The sequence below is a fragment of the Saccharopolyspora antibiotica genome (assembly GCF_047200635.1).
In the GTDB taxonomy this organism is placed as follows: Bacteria; Actinomycetota; Actinomycetes; order Mycobacteriales; family Pseudonocardiaceae; genus Saccharopolyspora_C.
Genome location: NZ_JBJZOI010000023.1, coordinates 83,460 through 105,917, shown reverse-complemented (window position 1 = coordinate 105,917; position 22,458 = coordinate 83,460). Strand labels below are relative to the sequence as shown.

Genomic DNA, 22,458 nt, shown 5'->3' with positions numbered 1-22,458 from the left:
CCCCCCCCCCCCCCCCCCCCCCCTCCCCCCCCACCCCCCCCCCCCCCCCCCCCCCCCCCCCCCCCCCCCGGACCCGGCCCTCACGCCTGTTCGAGGGTGAGCGAACCATCCGCGTGCTGCTGGCGGAGGCGCTTCTTGTCGTACTTGCCGACGCTGGTCTTCGGCGTCTCGGCGAGGAACGTCCAGTGCTGCGGGAGCTGCCACTTCGCGACCCGCTCGGCGAGGAACTCCCGCAGCTCCGCCGCGTCCGCGCTCGCGCCCTCGTGCAGCACCACGGCGGCCAGCGGGCGCTCGTCCCACCTCGCGTCCGGGACGCCGACCACCATCGCCTCGGCCACGGCCGGGTGCGCGACCAGGTGGTTCTCCAGCTCCACCGAGGAGATCCACTCCCCGCCCGACTTGATCACGTCCTTGGCTCGGTCGGTGAGCCGCAGGTAGCCGTCCGGCGAGAGGGTGCCCACGTCCTCGGTGCGCAGCCAGCCGTCGTGGAACTTGCCGGGGTCGTCGTCGCGGTAGTACGAGGAGGCGACCCACGGGCCGCGCACTTCCAGCTCCCCGACGCTCGTGCCGTCCCAGGGCAGCTCCCGGCCGTCGTCACCGATCAACCGGGCCCGCACCGCCGAGGACAACCGGCCCTGCGACTCCCGGTACGGCCACTGCCGCTCGCCGGTCGCGGAGGCGGGCGGCCGGGCCACGCTGCCCAGCGGGGAGGTCTCGGTCATGCCCCAGGCGTGCAGCACCGGGATGCCGTAGCGCTCCTGGAAGGTCCGCATCATCGAGGGCGGGCAGGCCGAGCCGCCCACCACGACCTCCCGCAGCGAGGAGATGTCCTGCGGGTCCTGCTCCAGGTGCTGCAGCACGCCCTGCCAGATCGTCGGCACCGCGGCGGCCATCGTCGGGCGCAGCGAGCTGATCATCGACACCAGCGGGGCGGGCTGCAGGAACCGGTCCGGCATCACCAGCGAGGCGCCGACCATGAACGCCGCGTACGGCATCCCCCAGGACATCGCGTGGAACATCGGCACCACCGCGAGTCCGCGGTCGGCCTGCGCCAGCGCCATCCCGTCCGACATGCACACCTGCATCGAGTGCAGCCAGATCGAGCGGTGCGAGTAGACGACGCCCTTCGGGTTGCCGGTGGTGCCGGAGGTGTAGCACATCGCCGCGGCGGTGCGTTCGTCCAGCTCGGGCCAGTCGAAGGTGTCCGGGCGACCGCCCAGCAGCTCCTCGTAGCCGTGCACCTGGACGCCCGCCGGGGCCTCCAGCGCGGCCGGGTCGCCGTTGACGACGACGTGGCGCACCGAGCTCAGCGACGGCAGGATCTTCTGGAACAGCGGCAGCAGGCTCGCGTCCACGACGACCACGTGGTCCTCGGCGTGATCGGCGATGTAGGCGACCTGCTCGGGGAACAGCCTGATGTTGAGCGTGTGCAGCACCGCGCCCATCGCGGGCGCCGCCAGGTAGACCTCCAGGTGCTCGGCGTTGTTCCACATGAAGGTCGCGACCCGCTGGTCCCCGGTGACGCCGAGCTCGCGCAGCCCGTGCGCGAGCCGCGCCACCCGGCGGCCCACCTCGGCGTAGCTGCGGTGCCTCGCCCGCTCCCCGGTCCAGGTCATCACCTCGGAGGCACCGTGGGCGCCGCTGCCGTGCTCCAGGAGCCGGGCGATCGACAGCGGGCCGTCGTGCATGGTGCTCAGCATCGGGATCGGACCTCCTCGTCCGCGCCCTGGGGCGCTCCGCGGCAAGCGGCGTCGTGGCTGCCGCCACACTAACCGCGCTGGTGGTGCCTGGGGGAGGGCCCGGAGGGGACGTTCTGGCACCCTGTGGAGCATGAGTTCGATCGCGGTGCTGGGTGCGGGGAAGATCGGCGAGTCCCTCCTGTCGGGACTCCTGCACGCCGGGCGGGAGCCCTCCGACCTGCTGTTCACCGAGCGCCACCCGGAGCGCGCCGCCGAGCTCACCGACCGGCTGGGCATCGAGCACGTGGAGATCGGCGAGGCGGTCCGCCGCGCCGACGTCCTCGTGATCGCCGTCAAGCCGCAGGACATCGAGCCGGTGCTGACCGAGGCCGCCCCGGCGCTGGCCCCCGGGACGCTGGTGGTCTCGCTGTGCGCGGGCCTGCCCACGAAGCTGTTCGAGCGGCGGCTGCCCGAGGGCACCCCGGTGGTGCGGGTCATGCCGAACACGCCGATGGTCGTCGGCGAGGCGATGAGCGCGATCTCGCCCGGATCGCACGCCGCCGAGGGCCACCTCGAACTGGTCGAGGAGCTGCTGCGCAGCGTCGGGCAGGTCGTGCGGGTCCCCGAGACCCAGCAGGACGCGGTCACCGCGCTCTCCGGCTCCGGACCCGCCTACTTCTTCTACCTGGTCGAAGCCATGATCGACGCGGGCATCCTGCTGGGCATCCCGCGCGCCACCGCCGCCGACCTGATCGTGCAGTCCGCCGTGGGCGCCGCGACGATGCTGCGGGACGGTTCCGAGGGCCATCCGGTGATCCTGCGCGAGGCCGTGACCTCGCCCGGGGGCACCACGATCGCCGGGATCCGGGAGCTGGAGAAGCACGGCGTCCGGGCCGCGCTCATCGACGCCATCGAGGCGGCCCGGGACCGCTCCGCGGAACTCGGCCGCGCCCACGACTGAGGGCCTGAGCACCGGGTTCCGCCCGCCCGCGCCCCCGGTCCGGGGACGAGACCGGGACGTTTGCGCATCGCAGGATTCCCAGGCGTCCCGCTACTCTCGACGGAGCACGTGCGTGTGGAGTCCGTCGGAGGGGAAGCCGACGGCGCGTCACGTGCGGAGGACTCGGTGAAGCATGTCTGCGAACTCGGAACCCAGCCAGCAAGCCCCGCCTCAGGTCGGGCAGGTGCAATTCCTCACCGTGGCCGAAGTGGCCCGGTTGATGCGGGTGTCGAAGATGACCGTCTACCGGCTCGTGCACGCCGGTGAGCTCCCGGCCGCGCGGGTGGGTCGCTCCTTCCGCGTGGCGGAGAACGACGTGCACAACTACTTGGAGAACGCCTACTACAACGCGGGCTGACGGGTCGGCGTCGCCACCCGGGAGCCGCGGCGCCCACCGGCGCGGAACCGCCCTGACGGACCACTCCGTCAGGGGGCGACCGGTGGGCGGGTAGGCTCCGGGGTCGATCGTGCCTGATGCCGGCGCTCCCACCGGTGGTGCGCCAGGGGCGGGCACGAGAAGACGTTCGTACCAACGCCGACAGCGAAGGATTCCGCATGGGCTCGGTCATCAAGAAGCGCCGCAAGCGCATGTCCAAGAAGAAGCACCGCAAGCTTCTGCGCAGGACCCGCGTCCAGCGTCGCAAGTTGGGCAAGTAAGGGGACTGCCGGACTCCGGCTCCGCCCGCGCGGTGCGAGACCAGAGCTTCCGGGTCTCGCCCCTTCGCCGCCGCCGGCCGCTCGGGTCGGCGGCGGTTGCTTTTCCACTCCCCGTCAGGTGGTCCTCAGCGGTTCCAGTTGCCGGGCGGGCGCTCCGCTGGTGGGGTGCACGAGGATCGCTCGCGTTTCCCGGTGCGTAACCTGGCGCACCGATCGCGCTGGGTAGCATCGCGAACGGCGTGCGTGCTCCGCCGCCGGAATCGACCGGCTGCGCGCGGACGACCACCCCTCCGGCCGGACCCTCGGGGAGAACCATGGTGCCGAACGTCGTGCTCGTGACGGGCGTCAGCAGCTTCCTGGGCGGTCACCTGGCCGCTCGGCTCGCTGCCGACGAGAACATCGAGCGCGTGCTGGGCGTGGACACGGCGCCGCCGCGACCCGACCTGCGCCGCCGGATGGGGCGGACCGAGTTCGTCCGCGCCGACATCCGCAGCCCGCTGATCTCCAAGGTGATCGCGGGCGCCGGGGTGGACACCGTGGTGCACGCGGCCGTGAACTCCCAGTCCGGCCCCGAGGGGCGGGCCGCGATGAAGGAGCTCAACGTCATCGGCACCATGCAGCTGCTGGCGGCCTGCCAGCAGGCCCCCTCGCTGCGTCGGCTCGTGATCAAGTCGACGACCGCCGTCTACGGCGCCAGTCCGCGCGATCCGGCCGTGTTCTCCGAGGACATGGAGCCCAAGGACCTGCCCTCCTCCGGCTACGCCAAGGACGCCGTGGAGATCGAGGGTTACGTGCGCGGCTTCGGCCGGCGGCGACCCGACGTGGACATCACCACGCTGCGGTTCACCCACCTCATCGGCCCGCGCATCGACGCCGACCTCACCCGCTACTTCGCGCTGCCGCTGGTGCCGACCGTGCTCGGCTACGACGCCCGGATGCAGCTGCTGCACTCGGAGGACGCGCTGGCCGTGCTGGAGCGGGCCGCCACCCGGGCGCTGCCCGGGGTCTACAACGCGGGCGCCGACGGGGTGCTCATGCTCTCGCAGGCGATCCGGCGCGCCGGGCGGATAGCCGTGCCGGTCCCGCGCTCCGGAGTGCCGGCCGTGAGCCGGTTCTTCCGGGGCGCGCGGCTGGTGGACTTCTCCCCGGAGCAGATGCGGTTCCTCAACTTCGGCCGGGTCGTGGACACCTCGAAGCTGCGCGAGCACTTCGGCTTCACCCCGCGCTGGACCACGCAGCAGGCCTTCGACGACTTCGTCCGCGGCCGCGACCTGCACCCGGTGCTCGACCCGGACCGCGTCGTCGCCTGGGAGCGCGGCGTCGGTGACCTGCTCGCCCGACTGCGGTAGATGGGAGCCCAGATGGCGGACGCCCGAGTGATCCCGCTGCACCCGGCGGATCAGCGGCCCGGCGGCGCGGCCGGGCGCGCGCGGCCCGAACCCGTGCCGGCCCCCGAGGAGCGGGCGGGCTGGGAGGACGCCGTCGCCGACGCGCTCGCCTTCGCCCGCCGCCGGCTGCTCGGCGACTACAAGGTCGACGAGTTCGGCTTCGACGAGGACCTCACCGATCACCTGGTGGTGCCGCCGCTGCGCCCGCTGTACGAGAAGTGGTTCCGGGTGGAGGCGACCGGGCTGGAGAACATCCCCGAGGGCGGGGCGCTGGTGGTGGCGAACCACTCCGGGACGCTGCCGCTGGACGCGCTGATGACCACCGTGGCGCTGCGGGACCACCACGACCCCGGTCGGCACCTGCGGATGCTCGGCGCGGACCTGGTGTTCCGGATGCCGATGCTCGGCTCGCTCGCGCGCAAGGCCGGGCACACCCTGGCCTGCAACCCCGACGCCGAGCGGCTGCTGCGGGCCGGGGAGCTCGTCGGCGTGTGGCCGGAGGGGTTCAAGGGCGTCGGCAAGCCCTACCGGGACCGGTACAAGCTGCAGCGCTTCGGCCGCGGCGGGTTCGTCTCGGCGGCCATGCGCACGGGGGTGCCGATCGTGCCCTGCTCCATCGTGGGGGCGGAGGAGATCTACCCGAAGCTCGGCGACATCCGGCCGCTGGCCCGGTTGCTGGGGCTGCCGTACTTCCCGGTCACGCCGCTGTTCCCGCACTTCGGGCCGCTGGGCGCGGTGCCGCTGCCGTCGAAGTGGTACATCGAGTTCGGCGAACCGGTGCCGACCGGGGCCTACGAGGAGGGCGCGGCCGACGATCCGATGGTCGTGTTCAGCCTCAGCGACCAGGTCCGCGAGACCATCCAGCAGACCCTCTACCGGCTCTTGGCCCAACGGCAGAACATCTTCCTCGGGTGAGTCCGCGGCGCTGAACCGGCCGTCGCACCGGGCGGCACCTCGGCGGTCCTCCGGTGCTCCGCCCGGTCCGCGGGCAGCGGATCCTCGGAGGCCGGTCCCGGCCTCCGGCGGAGGAAGGTCAGGAGCGGTCTCGGCGGCGGTAGGCGAGACCTGCCGCGATGGCGCCCGCGACGGCGCTGGCGCCGAGCATGGACTGGGCGCCGATGCGGGCGGCCTTGCGGCCGGTGCGGAAGTCCCGGATCTCCCAGCCCCGGGAGCGCGCGATGTCGCGCAGCCGCTGGTCCGGGTTCACCGCCACCGCCGTGCCCACCGCGGACAGCATCGGCACGTCGTTGGCCGAGTCCGAGTAGGCCGTGCAGCGTCGCAGGTCCAGCCCTTCGCTGGCGGCCAGCGCGCGCACCGCGTGCGCCTTCGCCCGGCCGTGCAGCATCTCCCCGACGAGCCGTCCGGTGTAGACGCCGTCCACGTGCCCCGCGACCGTGCCCAGCGCTCCGGTGAGCCCGAGCCGCCGCGCGATGATCTGCGCCAGCTCCACCGGGGTCGCGGTCACCAGCCACACCCGCTGGCCCGCGTCCAGGTGCATCTGCGCGAGCGCCCTGGTGCCGGACCAGATGCGGTCGGACATCAGCTCGTCGTAGATCTCCTCGCTGAGCTCGACGAGCTCGGAGACCTTGCGCCCGGCCACGAAGGACAGCGCCTGCTCGCGGCTCGCCCGCACGTCCTCCGGGTTCTCCCGGCCGCCGATCCGGAACTTCAGCTGCTGCCAGGCGAACCCGGCGAGGTCGGACGCGGTGAAGAACTTCCGGGCCGCCATGCCGCGGGCGAAGTGGAACAGCGAGGCGCCCATCATCATCGTGTTGTCCACGTCGAAGAACGCCGCCGCGGTGAGGTCCGGCGGCGCGGTGAGCGACCCGCCCGGTTCGGCGCCCGCGACGGCCGCCTCGGCGGAGGCCCGGCCCGCGAGCTTCGCGCTGTCGAACGAGCCCTCGGCCGGATCCATCGCCGACCGCGCGGTCCGGGGCGCGGGCTCGACGAGTTCGGGCCCGGCGGCCTCGCGCTCGGCAGCGTCGGGCCCGCCTTGTTCCAGGCCGTCGTGGTCGCGGCCTTCGGCTGGGCCTGGACTTGTCGGCACCGCCGCGCCTCCCGGTCTTGCTCCGGCTGGATGAGTCGTCGTTGCTCGGATCGGTCCCCGGACGGTGCCAGGGCGGCTGAGCGGGTCGTTTCCAGCTGTGCGCGACCCGGCTCAGCAGGCCTCCAGCTTAGAGGCTCCCCCTCGGAGCGTTGGCGAGGTCCACGCCGAGCCGCCGCGCCGGAACTTGATCGTGATCGCCGGAGGTCACCGGACGTCGTCCGGGAGCAGCTGCGCGAGGCGGCGCACCGCCCGGTGCTGGAGGGCCTTCACCGCCCCCTCGCCGCGACCCATGAGCTGCGCGGTCTCGGTCACCGAGAGGCCTTGCATGAACCGGAGGCGGATGCATTCCCGCTGGTCCGGGTTGAGCTGGCGAACGCAGCGCAGCAGCTCCTGCTGGGTGGCCGCGTCGAGCACGTGCTGCTCCGGGCCGCACTGGGCCTGCGGGCGGTGCTGGGACTCGGTGAGCTCGGGGATGGGGACCTCCAGCCGGGCGCGGCTGGACTTGACGTGGTCGAGCACCAGGTTCTTGGCGATGGTGATGAACCAGGCGGCGACGTCCCGTCCCTGGTAGCTGACGGTCGCGATCCGGCGCAGGGCGCGGAGGAACGTCTCGCTGGTGATGTCCTCGGCCAGGCAGTGATCGCTGACCCGGAACAGCACGTAGCGGTACACCACGTGCGCGTACTCGTCGTACAGCTTGCCGAAGGCGTCGGTGTCGCCGTCCTGCGCGGCGCGGACGTGGCGCCAGTTCTCGCCCGCCTCGGGCGCGGGCGGGTGGGTGGGGGTTCCGGCGGGCAGCGGGGGGACCGGGAGGTGCGCGTGCCGTGCGGCGGCCTGCTGGACCGGGATGGGCAACGTGCTGGTGAGCATTGTCTCGACCGACCTCCTGCCGTGGTGGTGATCTCCGCGCGTCGTCGGGCGGGCGGATCACCGGGGCGTGCTGGTCTGGTGCACGGGGTGCGTCGGGGGCGTTTCGCCGGAGCATACGTGTTGTTACTCATAAGTAGGTAGTGCTTCGAGGTTTCGGATTCATCGCGGTTCCCTCGGCGGGGCGACGCACCGTTGGGTGATTTCGAACACTCCCTGCGACACTGCGGGGAGAACGGCTCCTGCGGTTCCGCAGGCCCGGCGATGGAGGTGTCCCATGTCGACCGAAGCGGGCTCGCCCCCGGCCATCGATGCCACCGCGACCGATCTCAACCTGGCCGACCTGGTCCGCGCGGCCGCCGATCGCGGGCCGCAGCACCCCGCGCTGATCGACCTCGCCGGGCACGAGCTGAGCTGGTCGGAGCTGGACTCGGCCGTCACCGGCTACGGCTGGCGGCTGCGCGAGGCGGGCGTGCTGCCCGGTGACCGGGTCGCCTTCGCACTGCCCACCGGGTTCGAGTTCTGCATCGCGCTGTTCGCCGCGTTCCGGCTCGGGGCCGTCGCCGTCCCGCTCCCGCCCTCGGCGCCGGGGCCGGAGCGGCGCCGGGTCCTCGCCGACAGCGGAGCCCGGCTCCTGGTCACCGCCGCGGGCGCCGAGGAGGTCGGCGAGCACCTGGGGGTGGCCGAGCTGGACCCGCCGACCGGGCGGGAGCGCTCCGACCACGAGCTGCCCCGCGCCCCGGCCGACCTCGCGGTGCTCTGCTACACCTCCGGCACCTCGGGGCCCGCGCGCGGGGCGATGCTGCCGCACTCCGCGCTGCTGGCGAACGTGCGCCAGTGCGGGCAGCTGCGCCCGATGCCGGTCAACGCCGCCGACCGCGTGCTGCTGGCGCTGCCGATGTACCACGCCTTCGGCCTCGGGCCGGGAATGCTGCAGGTCGCCGCGGTCGGGGCCACCGCCGTGCTGCTGCCGCGCTTCGACGCCGAGGAGGCGCTCGCCGCGGTGGCGCGGCACCGGGTCACCTGCGTGGTGGGAGTCCCGCCGATGTACCGCGCCTGGCTGCGGCTGCCGCCGGAGCGGTTGCGGGAGGACATGGCCACCGTGCGGCTGCTCACCTCCGGGGCGGCGCCGCTGGGCGCCGACGTCGCGACCTCGGTGCGGGCGGCCACCGGGCTGGACGTCTTCGAGGGCTACGGGCTCACCGAGACCGGGCCGGTGCTGACCAGCACCTTGGCCGGAGGCCGGGCGAAGCCGGGGTCGGTGGGCCGCGCGCTGCCCGGGGTGCGGCTGCGGCTGGTCGACTCGGACGGCTCACCGATCGACGAGGGCGACACCGGGCGGGTCTCGGTGCGCGGGCCCAACCTGTTCCGCGGCTACTGGCCGGACGGGGCGCACGGGCCGGACGAGGACGGCTGGTTCAGCACCGGCGACGTCGGCTACTTCGACGAGGACGGCGACCTGCGGCTGGTGGACCGGGCCACCGATCTGATTATCGTGAGCGGGTTCAACGTCTACCCCCGCGAGGTGGAGGAGGTGCTCGCCGAGCTGCCCGGGGTGCGCGAGGCGGCCGCGGTCGGGGTGCCGGACGAGGCGCGGGGAGAGGCCATCAAGGCCGTCCTCGTCGCCGAGCCGGGGGCGGAGCTCACCGAGGACGCGGTGCGGGCGCACTGCGCGGCCCGGCTGGCGAAGTTCAAGGTGCCCCGCGAGGTCGAGTTCGCGGGCGAGCTCCCGCACTCGCCCACCGGCAAGATCGCCCGCCGGGCGCTGCGCGACCCCGCGTCCCGGATCTCCGTCTCCTGAGCGCGAGCGCGGCCGGCCGGTGGCGGGCCCCGGCAGCGCCCGGCTGGGTCGGGAACCCGCGGTGAGCCCCAGTAGCGTGGAGCGGAGTCGGTGCGAGGAGGTCTGGTGTCCGGGCGAGCGGAGCGCGGCGGGGCGGAGCGGCACGAGGTGACGCTGCTGGTGCGGGAGCCCTGCCACCTGTGCGACGAGGCTCTCGACGCGGTGCGCGAGGTGTGCGGTGAGCTCGGCGTGCCGTGGTCGACGGCGGACGTGGACGCCGATCCCGAGCAGCGCGCCGAGTACGGCGACCGGGTGCCGGTGATCCTCGTCGACGGCGTCGAGCACGGGTACTGGCGGGTCGAGCGGGACCGGCTGCGCGCGGCCCTCGGCCGCTGACCGCCGCGCCGCCCGGGGCGTGTGTCATTGCGCACCGGGCCCGCGCCGCCGATCTTCGCCGGTCCCGGCGGGAGCCGCCCGAGCGGGCGCCCGGACCCCGAAATGCATCGCTCTGACCAGGCGTTTTGGATGGCGAGGGGCCCATCCGACATCATGGTGTCCGGCGGTCGCGCGCCTGCTCCGGCAGTCGCGGGCGGACTTTGTGCCTGTCTTCACAAGTGGCTACGGTGGTCGGCGAGCCGTGTCATCGAGGTCAGGGTTCGCACCCGCCACGCGCCGGTGCGCCGCCCCGGCCGGGCGAGCGCGGCGGACAGCACCACCAAGGCAGGTCGAGGGAGAGCCAGTGACGGCCCACGAACAGGGCGAACGGGACGCGGCCGGGAATCCGGCGGACCCGTCCGGGTCGAGGTCACCCGAAACGATCGCGGTCCCCGCGGCGCGAGAGCGCGCGCGGGCCATCCCGGAGGCGGCCGTCGCCCGCCTCGCCGTGTACCTCCGGGTCCTGTCGAACCTGGACGAGCGCGGCACCCGCACGGTCTCCAGCGAGGAGCTCGCCGCCTTCGCCGGGGTGAACTCGGCGAAGCTGCGCAAGGACCTGTCCTACATCGGCTCCTACGGCACCCGCGGCGTCGGCTACGAGGTCGCCGTGCTGATCGGCCAGATCGAGCGGACGCTGGGGCTCACCAAGAAGCACCGCGTCGCCGTCGTCGGCATCGGCAACCTCGGGCACGCGCTGGCCAACTATGGCGGCTTCCTCAACCGGGGCTTCCCGGTCGCCGCCCTGTTCGACCTCGACCCCGACCTGCTGGACGTGCCCGTCGGTGGCATCCCGGTCAGCGCCGTTGACGACATCGTCGAGGTGTGCCGCGAGCGCGAGGTCACCATCGGCGTCATCGCCACGCCCACCGAGGGCGCGCAGGAGGTCTGCGACCGCCTCGTCGCGGGCGGCGTGGCGTGCATCCTGAACTTCGCCCCGGTCGTCCTCCAGGTCCCCGAGCACGTCGAGGTCCGCAAGGTGGATCTGGCCGTGGAGATGCAGATCCTCTCGTTCCACGTGGCGCGGCGGAACCAGGAGGCGATGGTGACCGGCCTGGCCGGGGACCCCGCCGTCGGTCCGCCCGGCCGGGTGAACGGGAACGGGAACTCGGGTTCCGCGCTGGAGCGCGGTGATGTGGACGGGATGGTGGTTCGGCCGTGAACCTGCTCACCGTCGGGCTCTCCCACCGGAGCGCCCCGGTACGGGTGCTGGAGAGGGTGGCGATCGGCGCCGACGACGTCGGCAAGATCCTCGACGAGCTGCTCGGGCGGGCGCACATCAGCGAGGCCTTCCTGGTCTCCACCTGCAACCGCGTCGAGGTGTACGCGGTCGCCGAGACCTTCCACGGCGGCCTCAACGACGTGACCGGGGTGCTGGCCAGGCAGGCCGGTGCCGACGTCTCCGAGCTCGCCGACCACTTCTACGTGCACTACGCCGGTGCCGCCGTCGAGCACCTGTTCTCGGTCGCGTCCGGGCTGGACTCGATGGTCGTGGGCGAGGCCCAGATCCTCGGCCAGCTGCGCCAGGCCTACGGCGTCGCCGATCAGGCGGGCACTGTCGGGCGCGCCCTGCACGAGCTCGCGCAGCAGGCGCTGCGGGTCGGCAAGCGGGTGCACGCCGAGACCGGCATCGACGCCGCCGGGGCCTCCGTGGTCTCCGAGGCGCTCGCCGACGCCGAGGCCGTGCTGGGCGGCGTGGCCGGGCGGCACGCGCTGCTCGTCGGCGCCGGATCGATGGGCGGCCTGGCCGCCGCGCAGCTGCGCCGCGCCGGGATCGGCTCGGTCGCGATCGCGAACCGCACCGCCGCGAACGGCGAGCGGCTCGCGGAGTCACTGCGCGCCGAGGGCATCCCCGCGAGCACCGCCGAGCTGACCGGCCTGAGCTCCGCCATCGCCGCCGCCGACCTCGTCGTGACCTGCACCGGAGCCGTCGGCGCCGTGGTGACCGGGGACGTGGTGGCGGAGGCCCTGCGGGAGCGCTCCGGCACCGGGCGACCGCTGCTGTTCTGCGACCTCGGCCTGCCGCGGGACACCGCGCCCGAGGTCGCCGAGCTGCCGGGCGTGGCCGTGGTGGACCTGGAGACCCTGCAGACGCGGCTCACCGCGCAGCGCGGCGGCAGCGAGTCCGAGCGCGCCGCGGCGATCGTCGCCGAGGAAGTGCGCGGCTACCTCGCCTCCCAGCGCTCCGCCGAGGTCACCCCGACGGTGACGGCGCTGCGCAAGCGGGCCGCCGAGGTCGTGGACGCCGAACTGCTACGGCTGGACTCCCGGCTGCCCGAACTGGACGGCCCGGTGCGCGAGGAGCTCTCCCGCACGGTGCGCCGCGTCGTCGACAAGCTGCTGCACGCGCCGACGGTCCGGGTGAAGGAATTGGCCTCGGTCCCCGGCGGCTCCGGTTACGCGGAGGCGCTGCGCGAGCTCTTCGAGCTGGACCCGCAGGCCCCGACCGCGATCCGCACGCCCCGTTCCGCGGAGGAGGTGCCGGTGACCGGCGCCGGCTCCGCGCGGGCGCTGCTGCGGGACAACCCCGTCGCCGACGGGGACGGACAGGATGGTGAGTCCCGGTGAACAAGACGCTGCGCATCGGCACCCGCGCCAGCGCGCTGGCGATGGCCCAGACCAGCATGATCGCCGAGCAGTTGGAGGCCGCGGGCCACCCGACCCAGCTCGTCCAGGTCTCCACCCCGGGCGACCGCTCGATGGCGCCGATCGCCGAGATCGGGGTGGGCGTGTTCACCTCCGCGCTGCGCGAGGCGCTCGCGAACGGCGAGGTGGACGTCGCCGTGCACTCCTACAAGGATCTGCCGACCGAACAAGACCCCCGGCTGTCGCTGGCCGCCGTCCCGGTCCGGGAGGACCCGCGGGACGCGCTGGTGGCGCGGGACGGTCTGACGCTCGGTGAACTGCCCCCGGGATCCCTAGTGGGAACCGGTTCGCCGCGCCGCGCCAGCCAGCTGGAGGCCCTCGGCCTCGGGCTGGAGGTGCGCGGCATCCGCGGCAACGTGGACACCCGCCTGCGCAAGGTGACCGACGGTGAGATGGACGCCGTCGTGCTCGCCCGCGCCGGGCTGGCCAGAGTCGGCCGGCTCGCGGTGATCACGGAATCGCTCGATCCACTCCAGATGCTGCCCGCGCCCGCCCAGGGCGCGCTGGCTGTGGAATGCCGCGTCGACGACGTGGACACCGAGCACCTGCTCCAGTCCGTTCTGGACGATCAGGCCAGCCGCGCCGCGGTGGCCGCCGAGCGCGCCATGCTGGCTGCGCTGGAGGCAGGCTGCAGTGCGCCGATCGGCGCGCTGGCCGAAGTGGTGGAGGACCTCGACGAGAACGGCCGCGTGGCGCAGCGGCTGTCCCTGCGCGGGGTCGTGGCGACCGACGGGAACCGTTTGGTGCGCGCCTCCAACACTGGTGAGACGACCGCCGCAGAGCAGCTCGGCAAGGCCTTGGCCGCCGATCTGCTCGATGCCAGGGACGCTTTGTTCAGCGGTCCCGGTAGTAGTTGATGGGGAGTGCCCTGATGACACGCAAGAGCCCCGGACGGGTCGCATTCGTGGGCTCCGGCCCCGGTGATGCGGGACTGCTCACCGTTCGGGCGAAATACGTGCTCACCACAGCATCGCTCGTGGTGACCGATCCTGACGTTCCCGCCGACGTGGCCGCGCTGGCCGCGGACGGCGCCGAGGTGCGGCCCGCCGTGGGCGAGGCCGTGGAGGTCGCGAAGGACCTGGCCGACGAGGCCGCCACCGGGCGTTCGGTGGTCCGGCTGGTCGCCGGTGACCCGCTGACCGCGGACGCCGTGGTCCGCGAGGTCCGCGAGGTGGCCAAGACGGGTGCCGCGTTCGACGTGGTGCCCGGCGTCTCCCCCGGGAGCGCGGTGCCCGCTTACGCGGGAGTCGCGCTCGGGGCGGGGCACACCGAGGTCGACGTGCGCGGCGAGGTGAACTGGGCGGCGCTGGCCGCCGCCCCGGGCCCGCTGGTGCTGCACACCACGGGCAGCAACCTGGCCGAGGCCGCCTCGGCGCTGGCCGAGCACGGCCTGGCTCCGCAGAGCCCGGTCGCGGTGACCTCCGCTGGCACCACGGTCACGCAGCGCACCATCGACACCACCCTGGCCTCGCTGCCCGCGGACGCGGGTGAGCTGCAGGGGCCGCTGGTGGTGACGATCGGTGCCGTCGCCGGTGATCGTTCCGGGTTGTCCTGGTGGGAGTCCCGCGCGCTGTACGGCTGGAAGATCCTGGTGCCGCGCACCAAGGAGCAGGCCGGTTCGATGAGCGAGCGGCTCTGGTCGCACGGTGCCGTCTCGCACGAGGTGCCGACGATCTCGGTGGAGCCGCCGCGCAGCCCCGCGCAGATGGAGCGCGCGGTGAAGGGCCTCGTCGACGGCCGCTACCAGTGGGTCGTGTTCACCTCGACCAACGCGGTGCGCGCGGTGTGGGAGAAGTTCCGCGAGTTCGGCCTGGACGCCCGCGCCTTCTCCGGGGTGAAGATCGCCTGCGTCGGTGAGTCCACGGCGGAGAAGGTGCGCTCCTTCGGGATCACCCCGGAGCTGCTGCCCTCGGGCGACCAGTCCAGCGAGGGCCTGCTGCAGGACTTCCCGCCGCACGACGACATCCTGGACCCGGTGGACCGGGTGCTGCTGCCGCGGGCGGACATCGCCACCGAGACGCTGGCCGCGGGCCTGCGCGAGCGGGGCTGGGAGATCGACGACGTCACGGCCTACCGCACCGTGCGGGCCGCGCCGCCGCCGGCCGAGACCCGCGAGATGATCAAGACCGGCGGGTTCGACGCGGTGTGCTTCACCTCCTCGTCGACCGTCCGGAACCTGGTCGGCATCGCGGGCAAGCCGCACGCGCGGACGCTGGTCGCCTGCATCGGCCCGAACACGGCCGAGACGGCCAAGGAGTTCGGCCTGCGGGTGGACGTGCAGCCCGAGGTGGCGCAGGTGCCCGCGCTGGTCGACGCGCTGGCCGAGCACGCGGCCCGGCTCCGCGCCGAGGGCGCGCTGCCACCGCCGAAGAAGGCCAAGCGCGCGCGCCGCAGCTGACCTGGTGGCCCGGATCTCGTTGCGACGGGGTCCGGGCCGCTGTTCTTCGCGGCCCTGGCACGCTCGGCGGGGAGGAAGCGGCCACCCGAGGGGTGGCCGCACGAAGATCAATCCGAGCGGGTGGCCTCCCGCGGGCCGCCGCTCGTCGTCGCGAGGGAGCTCGCCGATGTACCCGTCGCACCGCCCGCGCAGGCTGCGGCGCACCGCCGCCGTGCGCCGACTCGTCGCCGAGACGAGCGTGGAGCCCCGGCACCTGGTGCTGCCGATGTTCCTGCGGGAAGGCTTGGCCGAGCCCGCGGAGATCGCCTCCATGCCCGGCGTGGTGCACCACACCCGGGACTCGCTGCGCCGCGTCGCGTCCGAGGCGGTGGCCGCCGGGGTCGGCGGGCTGATGCTGTTCGGCGTGCCCGCCGAGCGCGACGCGACCGGCTCCGGTGCCGTCGACCCGGACGGGATCCTCAACACCGGGCTGCGCGACCTGGCCGCCGAGGTCGGGGACGCGACGGTGCTCATGGCCGACACCTGCCTGGACGAGTTCACCGACCACGGCCACTGCGGCGTGCTCGACGAGGGCGGTGCGGTCGACAACGACCGCACCCTGCAGCTCTACGGCGAGATGGCGGTGGCGCAGGCCGAGGCGGGGGCGCACGTGATCTCCCCGAGCGGGATGATGGACGGCCAGGTCGGCGTGATCCGCGACTCCCTGGACGTCACCGGTTTCGAGAGCACCTCGATCCTCGCTTACTCGGCGAAGTACGCCTCCGCCTTCTTCGGGCCGTTCCGGGAGGCCGTGGACTCGCAGCTGACCGGGGACCGCACCACCTACCAGCAGGACCCCGCCAACTCCCGCGAGGGCCTGCGGGAGGCCGGTCTGGACCTGGCCGAGGGCGCGGACATGGTGATGGTGAAGCCCGCGATGTCCTACCTGGACGTGCTGCGCGACGTCGCCGGCCTGTCGGAGGTGCCGGTGGCCGCCTACCAGGTCTCCGGCGAGTACTCGATGATCGAGGCGGCCGTGGCGCGCGGCTGGCTGGACCGGCGCCGCACCGTGCTGGAGACGCTGACCTCGATCCGCCGCGCGGGCGCGGACGTGGTGCTGACCTACTGGGCCGCCGAAGCCGCGCAGTGGTACCGGGAGAGCGCGGGGCTCCGGTGACGCATCCGCGACAGCCCGACCGCATCGGCGGCCCGGGGCCGGAGCCCGCCTCGGAGCGGCCGCCGCTGCCGCGCCCGCTGAACATCGCCCGGTGGCTGTGGATCGGCGCCGCGCTGCTCGGCCTGGTGCGGGCGTACCTGCGGCTCAGCGACCGGCGGCAGCTCTCGGAGGACCTGCGCGCCGCGCTGCCGGATCTCTCCCAGGTCCAGCTCGACGAGCAGATCAACGGGCTCATCCTGTTCAACCTGCTGTACCTCCTCGCGCTGCTGGCGCTCTACGTGTCGCTGTCCCTGCGGATGGTGCGGGGCCGGAACTGGGCACGGGTGGTGCTGACGGTCTTCGCCGGCTTCGGCGCGTTCGGCACGCTGGGGACGCTGGCGCTGATGTCCCAGCTGGGGCAGGCGGAGCTGGTCCGGATCACCCAGGTGCGGGTCGAGACCTCGGACCTGGTGTTCGGAGTGCTGGTCACGGCCGTGGAGCTGGTGGCGCTGGTGCTGATGTACCTGCCGGAGTCGAACCGCTACTTCCGCGCGGCGCGCGCGCCGCGCCCGGTGCCACCGGGCGGACCGGGCAGCGGCGGTTTCCTGCGCTGAGCTGGTCCCGCCCGGTGGGCGCCGCCGCCTCCCCGTCGTCCTCGGGGTGACCGCTGCGGCGCCCTCGACCGGTCCCCACCCGGCGGCCGCGCCGCTGACCGGTCGCGATCCGCGCCGACCCGGCCGACCTCCCGGGCTGGGTGATCTACTCTCGATGGCGTGACTGCCTCGCGAGACCCGCGCCCCGAGGACGACCTGCGGCTGCCGGACGAGCAGGTCTCCGGTGGCAGGCTCACCGGGGCGCCCCGGCCGGATCCGGGGCGGGCCGAAGCCGAACCGCCCGCCGCGGGCCCGGGACCGCTGCGGCCGGTCGCCTGCGGCGGCACCGCCGGGGAGGTCTGGGTGGGGCGGGCCCCGGTCGCCCGCCCGCGCGCGGTGCTCGCGGCCTGCTGGCTCGGCGTCCTCGACGCCCTGATCGCCTTCGCGATCCTCGGGGTGCAGCTCGCCACCACCGACGACCTCATCGTGCAGGCGATGGGCGAGGCCGATTCCTTCCTGCCGCGCGACGGCGACATCAGCACCGTCTACTACGGCGTGACCACCGGCATGGTCGTGCTGCACCTGATGCTGGCCGCGGTGTGGGGCGCGCTGCTGCTGCTCCTGCTGCGCGGGCGCGGCTGGGCGCGGGCGGCGCTCACGATGATCGTGTTCGTGTGGGCGGTCTCCACGCTGCTGTCGCTGGTGGGCACCCGCTGGCACGGCGAGCTGCACACCGCGCTGGAGGTCGCGCAGGTGGTGGCCCTGGTGGCGACCGCCGTGTGCGTGCACCTGGGGTCCACCCGGGACCACTTCAGCGGGACGCCCTAGACCGGGTGGAGATCACCGCGCGGTGGGGTGCCTTCGGCCGGGCGCGGTGGACAGCGCTCGCGACGGATTCCTACTGTTCCGGGGTGACGTCTGTGCACGGCCCGCCGCCAGGGCCGCCCTTCGAGAGCTTCCCCGCGCCACCGGCCGGGTCGCGTCCGGCGCGGCCGGGGCGGGTGGAGGCGGCGTTCTGGGTCGCCGTCGCGGCCGCGCTGCTGGTCACCGCGTTGCACGCGGTGAGCTCGGTGCTGGTGCGGGACTTCCTCGCCGCGGCCGTCGGCGCCGCCGCGCCCCCGGAAGCGGTCGAGGTGATCGTGGGCGTCTCGTCGGTGGTCGCCGTCGCGCTCCTCGCGCTGGAGGTGGTGCTCACGGCGCTGTGGATCGCGTTCGGCCTCCTGCTGCGCGCGGGGCGGCGCTGGGCGCGGGTGGTGCTCAGCGTCTTCGCCGCGATCTGGGCCGTGTACTCGGTCGGCGGTCTCATCACCGGCGGCTCGGGTTTGCTGGGCGGGCTCGCCGCCGGGAACCCGACCCCGCCGGGAATCCTCGCGCTGGGCTACGCGCAGATCGCGCTGGGGCTGCTGGCGGCCGTGGCCTTCCTGGCGCTGGTGCACGGTCCGACCGCGAACCGGTACTTCGAGGCGGGGCGCCGGTGATCGCCGGTACCCTCCGCCCGCCGCGGGCGCTGGCCGCCGCCGTGGGGCTGTGGTCCGCGCTGGCCGCGTTCCTGCTGGTGCGGACGGCGCTCGCCTGGACCGAGCGGCCCGGGTTGGAGCGGCGGATGGTCGAGAGCGGTGCCGTCGACGCCGCCGGAGCTGCCACCGCTACCCGGGAAGCGCTGCTGCTCGACACCGGCATCGCGGTGGTCTTCGCCGCCGGGTACCTGCTGGCGGGTGCGCTGCTCCGCGGGCGGCGGCCGTGGGCCAGGGTCGGGGTCTGCGCGCTGTTCGCGGTCCAGCTCGTGCTGGTGCTCGGCAGCCGGACCTTCTCGGCCGCGAACCTCGTCGTGCTGGGCCTGGGCGCCGCCGCGGTCTGGTGCAGCTGGACGAGGTCCAGCACGGAGTGGGTGACCGGCGAGCATGAGTGAAGCCGAGACCGGACCGGTGCTCTACGCCGAGCCGGGGTCGACCTGGTGGCCGGTGCTGTGGGGGCCGGGTTTCGCGCTGACCGGGCTGGTCGTCGAGCTGGTCACGCCTGGCCCGGTGAACCTCGGGGTCTGGCTGGCCCTGGCGGGCGCTCTCGCGGCGGCGGCGGTGCTGTGGGTGTACGCGCGGCGGCGGGCGCTCGCGGTGCGGCTCACCCCCGAGGTGCTCACCGTCGGCGGCGAGGACCTGGCGGTCAGCGGGATCACCGCGATCACCGACGTCGGCGCGCCGCTGGGCTCCCGGGTGCTGGGAGGCGGCCTCACCACGCCGAAGGGCACCGGGGAGGTTCCGCTGCGGTTATCCGACGACCGGGTCGTGCTCGCCTGGGCGAAGGACCCGGCGACGCTGCTGGACCGGCTCCGCCCGCTGCTGCCGGAGAGCTGATCGCCGCGATCGCGGGACTGCGTGAGACGCTGCCCCGGTGACCTACCCGGAACCGTGGTCCTCCGACGGGCCGACGCTCAGCGAGAACGCCGCCGACGCGCCCGAACCGCGCGCGGGGCTGGCGCAGCCGTGGCGGGCAGCGGTGGCCGCGGCCGAGGTGGTGCTCGTGGTGGCGCTGCTCGCCGCCGCCTGGTGGTGCTGGAACCGGGCGCAGGTGCGGGTCGACGTGCCCGGTGCGACGGGGTTGCCGATGAGCTCGACGCGGTGGTCCGGGAGCTGGGTCGCGCTCGCGGTCGCCGCTCCGACGCTGGGCGGGCTGCTGCTGGTGGACGCGGTGCGCCAGCTGGTGCTCGCGTGGGCGGTGCGCCGCTCCCGCGCCGGCCGGTCGGCCGGGGAAGGCTGACCCCCGCGCGCGAGGGTGCGCCGGGTCACCCGGCGAGGCCTGTCAGACTGGGGTCGTGACAGCCGAAACTCCTGGCAAGAGTCCGAACGCCACTGCACGGTCGGCGGAGCTGTTCGACCGAGCGCTCGCCGTGACGCCGGGCGGCGTCAACTCGCCGGTGCGGGCCTTCCGCTCCGTCGGCGGGACACCCCGGTTCATGGTGCGCGGCGCGGGTGCCCACCTGTGGGACGCGGACGGCAACGACTACGTCGACCTCGTCTCCTCCTGGGGCCCGATGATCAACGGGCACGCGCATCCCGACGTGGTGGCGGCGGTGCGGGAGGCCGCGCTGGAGGGCCTGTCCTTCGGCACCCCGGGCGTCGGCGAGATCGACCTCGCCGCCGAGATCATCCGCCGGGTCGAGCCGGTGCAGCAGGTGCGGCTGGTCAACTCCGGCACCGAGGCGACCATGAGCGCGGTCCGGCTGGCGCGGGGCTTCACCGGCCGCAGCAAGATCGTCAAGTTCGCGGGCTGCTACCACGGGCACGTCGACTCGCTGCTGGCCGACGCCGGTTCGGGGGTGGCCACCCTAGGCCTGCCGACGAGCCCCGGCGTCACGGGCGCCCAGGCCGCCGACACCCTGGTGCTGCCCTACAACGACGTGGAGGCGGTGCGCGCCGCCTTCGCCGAGTTCGGCGACCAGATCGCTTGCGTGATCACCGAGGCGGCCGCCGGCAACATGGGCGCGGTCGCGCCGCTGCCGGGGTTCAACGCCGCGCTGCGCGAGATCACCCGCTCCGCCGGCGCGCTGCTGGTCGTCGACGAGGTGATGACCGGCTTCCGCGTCTCGGCCGCCGGCTGGTTCGGCCTGGACGGCGTGGCGGGCGACCTCTACACCTTCGGCAAGGTCATGTCCGGTGGGCTGCCCGCCGCCGCGTTCGGCGGGCGCGCCGACGTGATGGAGCTGCTGGCCCCGTCCGGGCCGGTGTACCAGGCGGGGACCCTGGCCGGGAACCCCGTCGCGGTGGCGGCGGGGCTGGCGAACCTCCGCGCCGCCGACGACGCCGTCTACGCGGCGCTGGACCGCAACGCAGCGCGGCTCGGCGACCTGGTCGGCGCCGCGCTCACCGAAGCCGGGGTGCCGCACCAGGTGGCCTTCGCGGGCAACCTGGTCAGCTTCTTCTTCAGCGAGCAGCCGGTGACGAACTTCCAGCAGGCGCGGGGGCAGCAGGCCTGGCGCTTCCCGGCGTTCTTCAACGCCTTCCTGGAGCGCGGCGTCTACCCGCCACCGAGCGCCTTCGAATCGTGGTTCGTCAACGCCGCGATGGACGAGGCGGCGTTCGAGCGCATCGCGGAGGCGGCCCCGCACGCGGCCGCGGCCGCAGCGGCGGCCCAGGAGCCCGCGGCATGAGCGGGACGAAGACGGTCGTGCACTTCGTGCGCCACGGCGAGGTGCACAACCCGGAGCGGATCCTCTACGGGCGGCTGCCCGGCTACCGGCTCTCCGAGCAGGGCGCGGCGCAGGCCGAGCTGGTCGCCGCCTTCCTGGCCGACCGCGACGTGCGGCACGTGGTGGCCTCCCCGCTGCAACGCGCGCAGGAGACCGCCGCCCCGATCGGCGACGTCTTCGCGCTGGACGTGGGCACCGACGATCGGCTGATCGAGTCGGCGAACCTCTTCGAGGGCCTGCGGGTCTCGGTGGGCGACGGCGCGCTGCGCTCGCCGCAGCACTGGCCGAAGCTGCGCAACCCGTTCCGGCCCTCCTGGGGCGAGCCCTACGCGGAGATCGCGCACCGGATGTTCGCGGCGGCGCAGCGCGCCCGGGCCGCGGCCGAGGGGCACGAGGCGGTGTGCGTCTCGCACCAGCTCCCGATCTGGACGCTGCGCCGCTTCGTCGAGGGCAAGCGGATGTGGCACGACCCGCGCAACCGGCAGTGCTCGCTGGCCTCGCTGACCAGCCTGGTGTTCCGCGACGAGCAGCTCGTCCGGGTCGCCTACGTCGAACCGGCGGGCGAGACCGATCCCCGGGAGGCCGGGGCGTGAGGTGGTTGCCGACCCGGGCGGCGCTGGTGGTGGCCGCGCTCTGCCTGCTCGGCGGCTGCGCCACCGCGGGCACGGACGCCGTCGAGCAGGGCAGCGAGTTCACCTTCGTCTCCCCCGGTGGGCAGACCCGGATCTTCTACCCCCCGGGCGAGCGGCAGCGGCTCACCGGCCTCAGCGGGGACAGCCTGCTGGAGGAGGGGCGCCGGATCGGCCTGGACGACTTCCGGGGTCAGGTCGTGGTGCTCAACGTGTGGGGCTCCTGGTGCGGCCCGTGCCGCGCGGAGGCCGACGACCTGCAGGCGGTGCAGGACAAGACGGGGGCGCAGGGCGTGCGGGTGCTCGGGATCGACGTGCGGGACAGCCGTTCCGCGGCGAGTGATTTCCACCGGGACCGGGGTTTGACCTACCCGTCGATTTTCGATCCGTCCGGCCGGTCGTTGCTCGCGTTGAAGAACTATCCGCGCAGTGCGGTGCCCTCCACCATCATTCTGGATCGGCAACACCGGGTGGCCGCTGTTTTCCTCACGGAAATGCTGGAGAGCGAACTTCTTCCAGAAGTGCGGAAGGTGGCCGCCGAACCCGCTGGATGAGCATCCGGTTTCGACGCGGAACGCGCGGCAGGGAGCATTCGCGCGCCGCGCGGAACTCCGGTGTCGGATGCGCCTCCGCTGGGTGTTCGGAGCACGAACCCGAATGGCCGAGCGAATTCCTCCTTGCGGCCGCACGGGGCCGCCGGGCGGTGCGCCGGTGGCGGGTGCGCCCGCGGCGGTCCGCGACCGCCGTCCGCTCCGGTGCTCAGCGCCCCCGGCGGGTCAGCACGCCCCAGCACGTCATGCAGGTGCCCTGCCGGACCCACTCCTGCTCCGGGCGGTCGTGCAGGTCCGCGGCCCGCGCCTCCGCCCCGCAGTAGGCGGTCACCGGGCAGTCCGGGGCGGCGTCCAGGGCAGTGGCCGCGAAGGCGTGCCGACCCGAGGAGATCGGGCGCCACACGTAGGTCAGGCCGTGCTGCCGGGGCATCGCGTCGACTCCATTCTGCGAGCGCGGGTCCTGTCCGGGAATG

General features: G+C 74.0%; 25 protein-coding genes. 21 read left to right on the top strand and 4 right to left on the bottom strand.

The genetic code is table 11. The features are described 5' to 3' along the window. Nucleotides 1-80: 80 nt before the first annotated feature. Nucleotides 81-1,700 carry a long-chain fatty acid--CoA ligase gene (locus ACL03H_RS19665; RefSeq protein ID WP_412812738.1) on the bottom strand — a complete coding sequence of 540 codons (1,620 nt, stop codon included), beginning with the start codon at nucleotides 1,698-1,700 and terminating at the stop codon, nucleotides 81-83. Between the two features lie 130 nt (nucleotides 1,701-1,830). On the opposite strand from ACL03H_RS19665, the gene proC reads away from it, so the two are divergent. The 5 genes from proC to ACL03H_RS19640 all read left to right on the top strand — a co-directional run bounded on the left by proC (nucleotide 1,831) and on the right by ACL03H_RS19640 (nucleotide 5,639). Then, on the top strand, nucleotides 1,831-2,640 hold the full coding sequence (gene proC, locus ACL03H_RS19660) for a pyrroline-5-carboxylate reductase (RefSeq protein WP_412812737.1): 810 nt from the start codon (nucleotides 1,831-1,833) through the stop codon (nucleotides 2,638-2,640). A gap of 172 nt (nucleotides 2,641-2,812) precedes the next feature. Further along, the gene (locus ACL03H_RS19655; RefSeq protein WP_412812736.1) at nucleotides 2,813-3,037 is read left to right on the top strand and encodes a helix-turn-helix domain-containing protein; all 225 of its coding nucleotides are present in this window, start codon (nucleotides 2,813-2,815) and stop codon (nucleotides 3,035-3,037) included. 197 nt (nucleotides 3,038-3,234) lie between these two features. After that, a complete protein-coding gene (locus tag ACL03H_RS19650) occupies nucleotides 3,235-3,336 on the top strand; it encodes a 30S ribosomal protein bS22 (protein WP_003402602.1) in 102 nt (33 codons plus the stop codon). 314 nt (nucleotides 3,337-3,650) lie between these two features. Beyond that, a complete protein-coding gene (locus ACL03H_RS19645) occupies nucleotides 3,651-4,685 on the top strand; it encodes an NAD-dependent epimerase/dehydratase family protein (RefSeq protein WP_412812735.1) in 1,035 nt (344 codons plus the stop codon). Nucleotides 4,686-4,697: 12 nt separating this feature from the next. Next, nucleotides 4,698-5,639 (top strand): lysophospholipid acyltransferase family protein, encoded by a 942-nt coding sequence (locus ACL03H_RS19640; protein WP_412812734.1) that lies wholly within the window; start codon nucleotides 4,698-4,700, stop codon nucleotides 5,637-5,639. Between the two features lie 118 nt (nucleotides 5,640-5,757). Here the strand turns inward: ACL03H_RS19640 and ACL03H_RS19635 are convergent, their stop codons facing one another. Continuing rightward, entirely contained in the window at nucleotides 5,758-6,639 is an 882-nt protein-coding gene (locus ACL03H_RS19635; protein ID WP_412812743.1) for an HAD family hydrolase, read from the bottom strand. A 336-nt stretch (nucleotides 6,640-6,975) separates the two neighbouring features. Then, nucleotides 6,976-7,641: a sigma-70 family RNA polymerase sigma factor gene (locus ACL03H_RS19630; RefSeq protein WP_412812733.1), complete on the bottom strand. Its 666-nt coding sequence runs from the start codon at nucleotides 7,639-7,641 to the stop codon at nucleotides 6,976-6,978. Nucleotides 7,642-7,915: 274 nt separating this feature from the next. On the opposite strand from ACL03H_RS19630, the gene ACL03H_RS19625 reads away from it, so the two are divergent. The 16 genes from ACL03H_RS19625 (at nucleotide 7,916) to ACL03H_RS19550 (ending at nucleotide 21,988) form a co-directional block, all read left to right on the top strand. Beyond that, the gene (locus ACL03H_RS19625; RefSeq protein ID WP_412812732.1) at nucleotides 7,916-9,439 is read left to right on the top strand and encodes a class I adenylate-forming enzyme family protein; all 1,524 of its coding nucleotides are present in this window, start codon (nucleotides 7,916-7,918) and stop codon (nucleotides 9,437-9,439) included. A gap of 105 nt (nucleotides 9,440-9,544) precedes the next feature. After that, complete coding sequence (locus ACL03H_RS19620; protein WP_412812731.1) at nucleotides 9,545-9,814, top strand: glutaredoxin family protein; 270 nt, start codon at nucleotides 9,545-9,547, stop codon at nucleotides 9,812-9,814. A 343-nt stretch (nucleotides 9,815-10,157) separates the two neighbouring features. Next, nucleotides 10,158-11,012, top strand: coding sequence for a redox-sensing transcriptional repressor Rex (locus ACL03H_RS19615; RefSeq protein WP_412812730.1), 855 nt, complete (start codon nucleotides 10,158-10,160; stop codon nucleotides 11,010-11,012). Further along, nucleotides 11,009-12,418 (top strand): glutamyl-tRNA reductase, encoded by a 1,410-nt coding sequence (locus tag ACL03H_RS19610; protein WP_412812729.1) that lies wholly within the window; start codon nucleotides 11,009-11,011, stop codon nucleotides 12,416-12,418. Before ACL03H_RS19615 ends, ACL03H_RS19610 begins: the two co-directional genes overlap by 4 nt. Continuing rightward, nucleotides 12,415-13,353, top strand: coding sequence for a hydroxymethylbilane synthase (gene hemC, locus ACL03H_RS19605; RefSeq protein ID WP_412812728.1), 939 nt, complete (start codon nucleotides 12,415-12,417; stop codon nucleotides 13,351-13,353). The genes ACL03H_RS19610 and hemC overlap by 4 nt, the downstream gene beginning before the upstream one ends. Nucleotides 13,354-13,367: 14 nt before the next feature. After that, nucleotides 13,368-14,894 carry a bifunctional uroporphyrinogen-III C-methyltransferase/uroporphyrinogen-III synthase gene (locus ACL03H_RS19600; RefSeq protein ID WP_412812727.1) on the top strand — a complete coding sequence of 509 codons (1,527 nt, stop codon included), beginning with the start codon at nucleotides 13,368-13,370 and terminating at the stop codon, nucleotides 14,892-14,894. 166 nt (nucleotides 14,895-15,060) lie between these two features. Beyond that, nucleotides 15,061-16,050, top strand: coding sequence for a porphobilinogen synthase (hemB, locus tag ACL03H_RS19595; protein WP_412812726.1), 990 nt, complete (start codon nucleotides 15,061-15,063; stop codon nucleotides 16,048-16,050). Continuing rightward, nucleotides 16,047-16,643 carry a hypothetical protein gene (locus tag ACL03H_RS19590; RefSeq protein ID WP_412812725.1) on the top strand — a complete coding sequence of 199 codons (597 nt, stop codon included), beginning with the start codon at nucleotides 16,047-16,049 and terminating at the stop codon, nucleotides 16,641-16,643. Before hemB ends, ACL03H_RS19590 begins: the two co-directional genes overlap by 4 nt. Before the next feature lie 159 nt (nucleotides 16,644-16,802). Continuing rightward, nucleotides 16,803-17,450, top strand: a complete 648-nt coding sequence (locus ACL03H_RS19585) for a hypothetical protein (RefSeq protein WP_412812724.1) — start codon at nucleotides 16,803-16,805, stop codon at nucleotides 17,448-17,450. 83 nt (nucleotides 17,451-17,533) lie between these two features. After that, a complete protein-coding gene (locus ACL03H_RS19580) occupies nucleotides 17,534-18,100 on the top strand; it encodes a hypothetical protein (RefSeq protein ID WP_412812723.1) in 567 nt (188 codons plus the stop codon). Beyond that, nucleotides 18,097-18,531 (top strand): hypothetical protein, encoded by a 435-nt coding sequence (locus ACL03H_RS19575; protein WP_412812722.1) that lies wholly within the window; start codon nucleotides 18,097-18,099, stop codon nucleotides 18,529-18,531. The genes ACL03H_RS19580 and ACL03H_RS19575 overlap by 4 nt, the downstream gene beginning before the upstream one ends. Next, on the top strand, nucleotides 18,524-18,973 hold the full coding sequence (locus ACL03H_RS19570) for a hypothetical protein (RefSeq protein ID WP_412812721.1): 450 nt from the start codon (nucleotides 18,524-18,526) through the stop codon (nucleotides 18,971-18,973). The genes ACL03H_RS19575 and ACL03H_RS19570 overlap by 8 nt, the downstream gene beginning before the upstream one ends. 37 nt (nucleotides 18,974-19,010) lie before the next feature. Then, nucleotides 19,011-19,376, top strand: a complete 366-nt coding sequence (locus tag ACL03H_RS19565) for a hypothetical protein (RefSeq protein ID WP_412812720.1) — start codon at nucleotides 19,011-19,013, stop codon at nucleotides 19,374-19,376. Between the two features lie 55 nt (nucleotides 19,377-19,431). Continuing rightward, nucleotides 19,432-20,766: a glutamate-1-semialdehyde 2,1-aminomutase gene (gene hemL / locus ACL03H_RS19560; protein ID WP_412812719.1), complete on the top strand. Its 1,335-nt coding sequence runs from the start codon at nucleotides 19,432-19,434 to the stop codon at nucleotides 20,764-20,766. Beyond that, on the top strand, nucleotides 20,763-21,398 hold the full coding sequence (locus ACL03H_RS19555; protein WP_412812718.1) for a histidine phosphatase family protein: 636 nt from the start codon (nucleotides 20,763-20,765) through the stop codon (nucleotides 21,396-21,398). Before hemL ends, ACL03H_RS19555 begins: the two co-directional genes overlap by 4 nt. Then, nucleotides 21,395-21,988, top strand: a complete 594-nt coding sequence (locus ACL03H_RS19550; RefSeq protein WP_412812717.1) for a TlpA family protein disulfide reductase — start codon at nucleotides 21,395-21,397, stop codon at nucleotides 21,986-21,988. Before ACL03H_RS19555 ends, ACL03H_RS19550 begins: the two co-directional genes overlap by 4 nt. A gap of 205 nt (nucleotides 21,989-22,193) precedes the next feature. On the opposite strand, the gene ACL03H_RS19545 is transcribed toward ACL03H_RS19550, so the two are convergent. Continuing rightward, the gene (locus ACL03H_RS19545) at nucleotides 22,194-22,415 is read right to left on the bottom strand and encodes a hypothetical protein (RefSeq protein WP_412812716.1); all 222 of its coding nucleotides are present in this window, start codon (nucleotides 22,413-22,415) and stop codon (nucleotides 22,194-22,196) included. Nucleotides 22,416-22,458 lie beyond the last annotated feature (43 nt).

Coding starts and splice junctions, on each gene's coding strand:
- ACL03H_RS19640 (WP_412812734.1), top strand. CDS start 4,698: ATGGCGGACGCCCGAGTGATCCCGCTGCACCCGGCGGATCAGCGGCCC.
- ACL03H_RS19635 (WP_412812743.1), bottom strand. CDS start 6,639: ATGGATCCGGCCGAGGGCTCGTTCGACAGCGCGAAGCTCGCGGGCCGG.
- ACL03H_RS19555 (WP_412812718.1), top strand. CDS start 20,763: ATGAGCGGGACGAAGACGGTCGTGCACTTCGTGCGCCACGGCGAGGTG.
- ACL03H_RS19630 (WP_412812733.1), bottom strand. CDS start 7,641: ATGCTCACCAGCACGTTGCCCATCCCGGTCCAGCAGGCCGCCGCACGG.
- ACL03H_RS19645 (WP_412812735.1), top strand. CDS start 3,651: ATGGTGCCGAACGTCGTGCTCGTGACGGGCGTCAGCAGCTTCCTGGGC.
- ACL03H_RS19570 (WP_412812721.1), top strand. CDS start 18,524: ATGAGTGAAGCCGAGACCGGACCGGTGCTCTACGCCGAGCCGGGGTCG.
- ACL03H_RS19650 (WP_003402602.1), top strand. CDS start 3,235: ATGGGCTCGGTCATCAAGAAGCGCCGCAAGCGCATGTCCAAGAAGAAG.
- ACL03H_RS19655 (WP_412812736.1), top strand. CDS start 2,813: ATGTCTGCGAACTCGGAACCCAGCCAGCAAGCCCCGCCTCAGGTCGGG.
- proC (WP_412812737.1), top strand. CDS start 1,831: ATGAGTTCGATCGCGGTGCTGGGTGCGGGGAAGATCGGCGAGTCCCTC.
- ACL03H_RS19665 (WP_412812738.1), bottom strand. CDS start 1,700: ATGCTGAGCACCATGCACGACGGCCCGCTGTCGATCGCCCGGCTCCTG.
- ACL03H_RS19600 (WP_412812727.1), top strand. CDS start 13,368: ATGACACGCAAGAGCCCCGGACGGGTCGCATTCGTGGGCTCCGGCCCC.
- ACL03H_RS19625 (WP_412812732.1), top strand. CDS start 7,916: ATGTCGACCGAAGCGGGCTCGCCCCCGGCCATCGATGCCACCGCGACC.
- hemB (WP_412812726.1), top strand. CDS start 15,061: ATGTACCCGTCGCACCGCCCGCGCAGGCTGCGGCGCACCGCCGCCGTG.
- ACL03H_RS19545 (WP_412812716.1), bottom strand. CDS start 22,415: ATGCCCCGGCAGCACGGCCTGACCTACGTGTGGCGCCCGATCTCCTCG.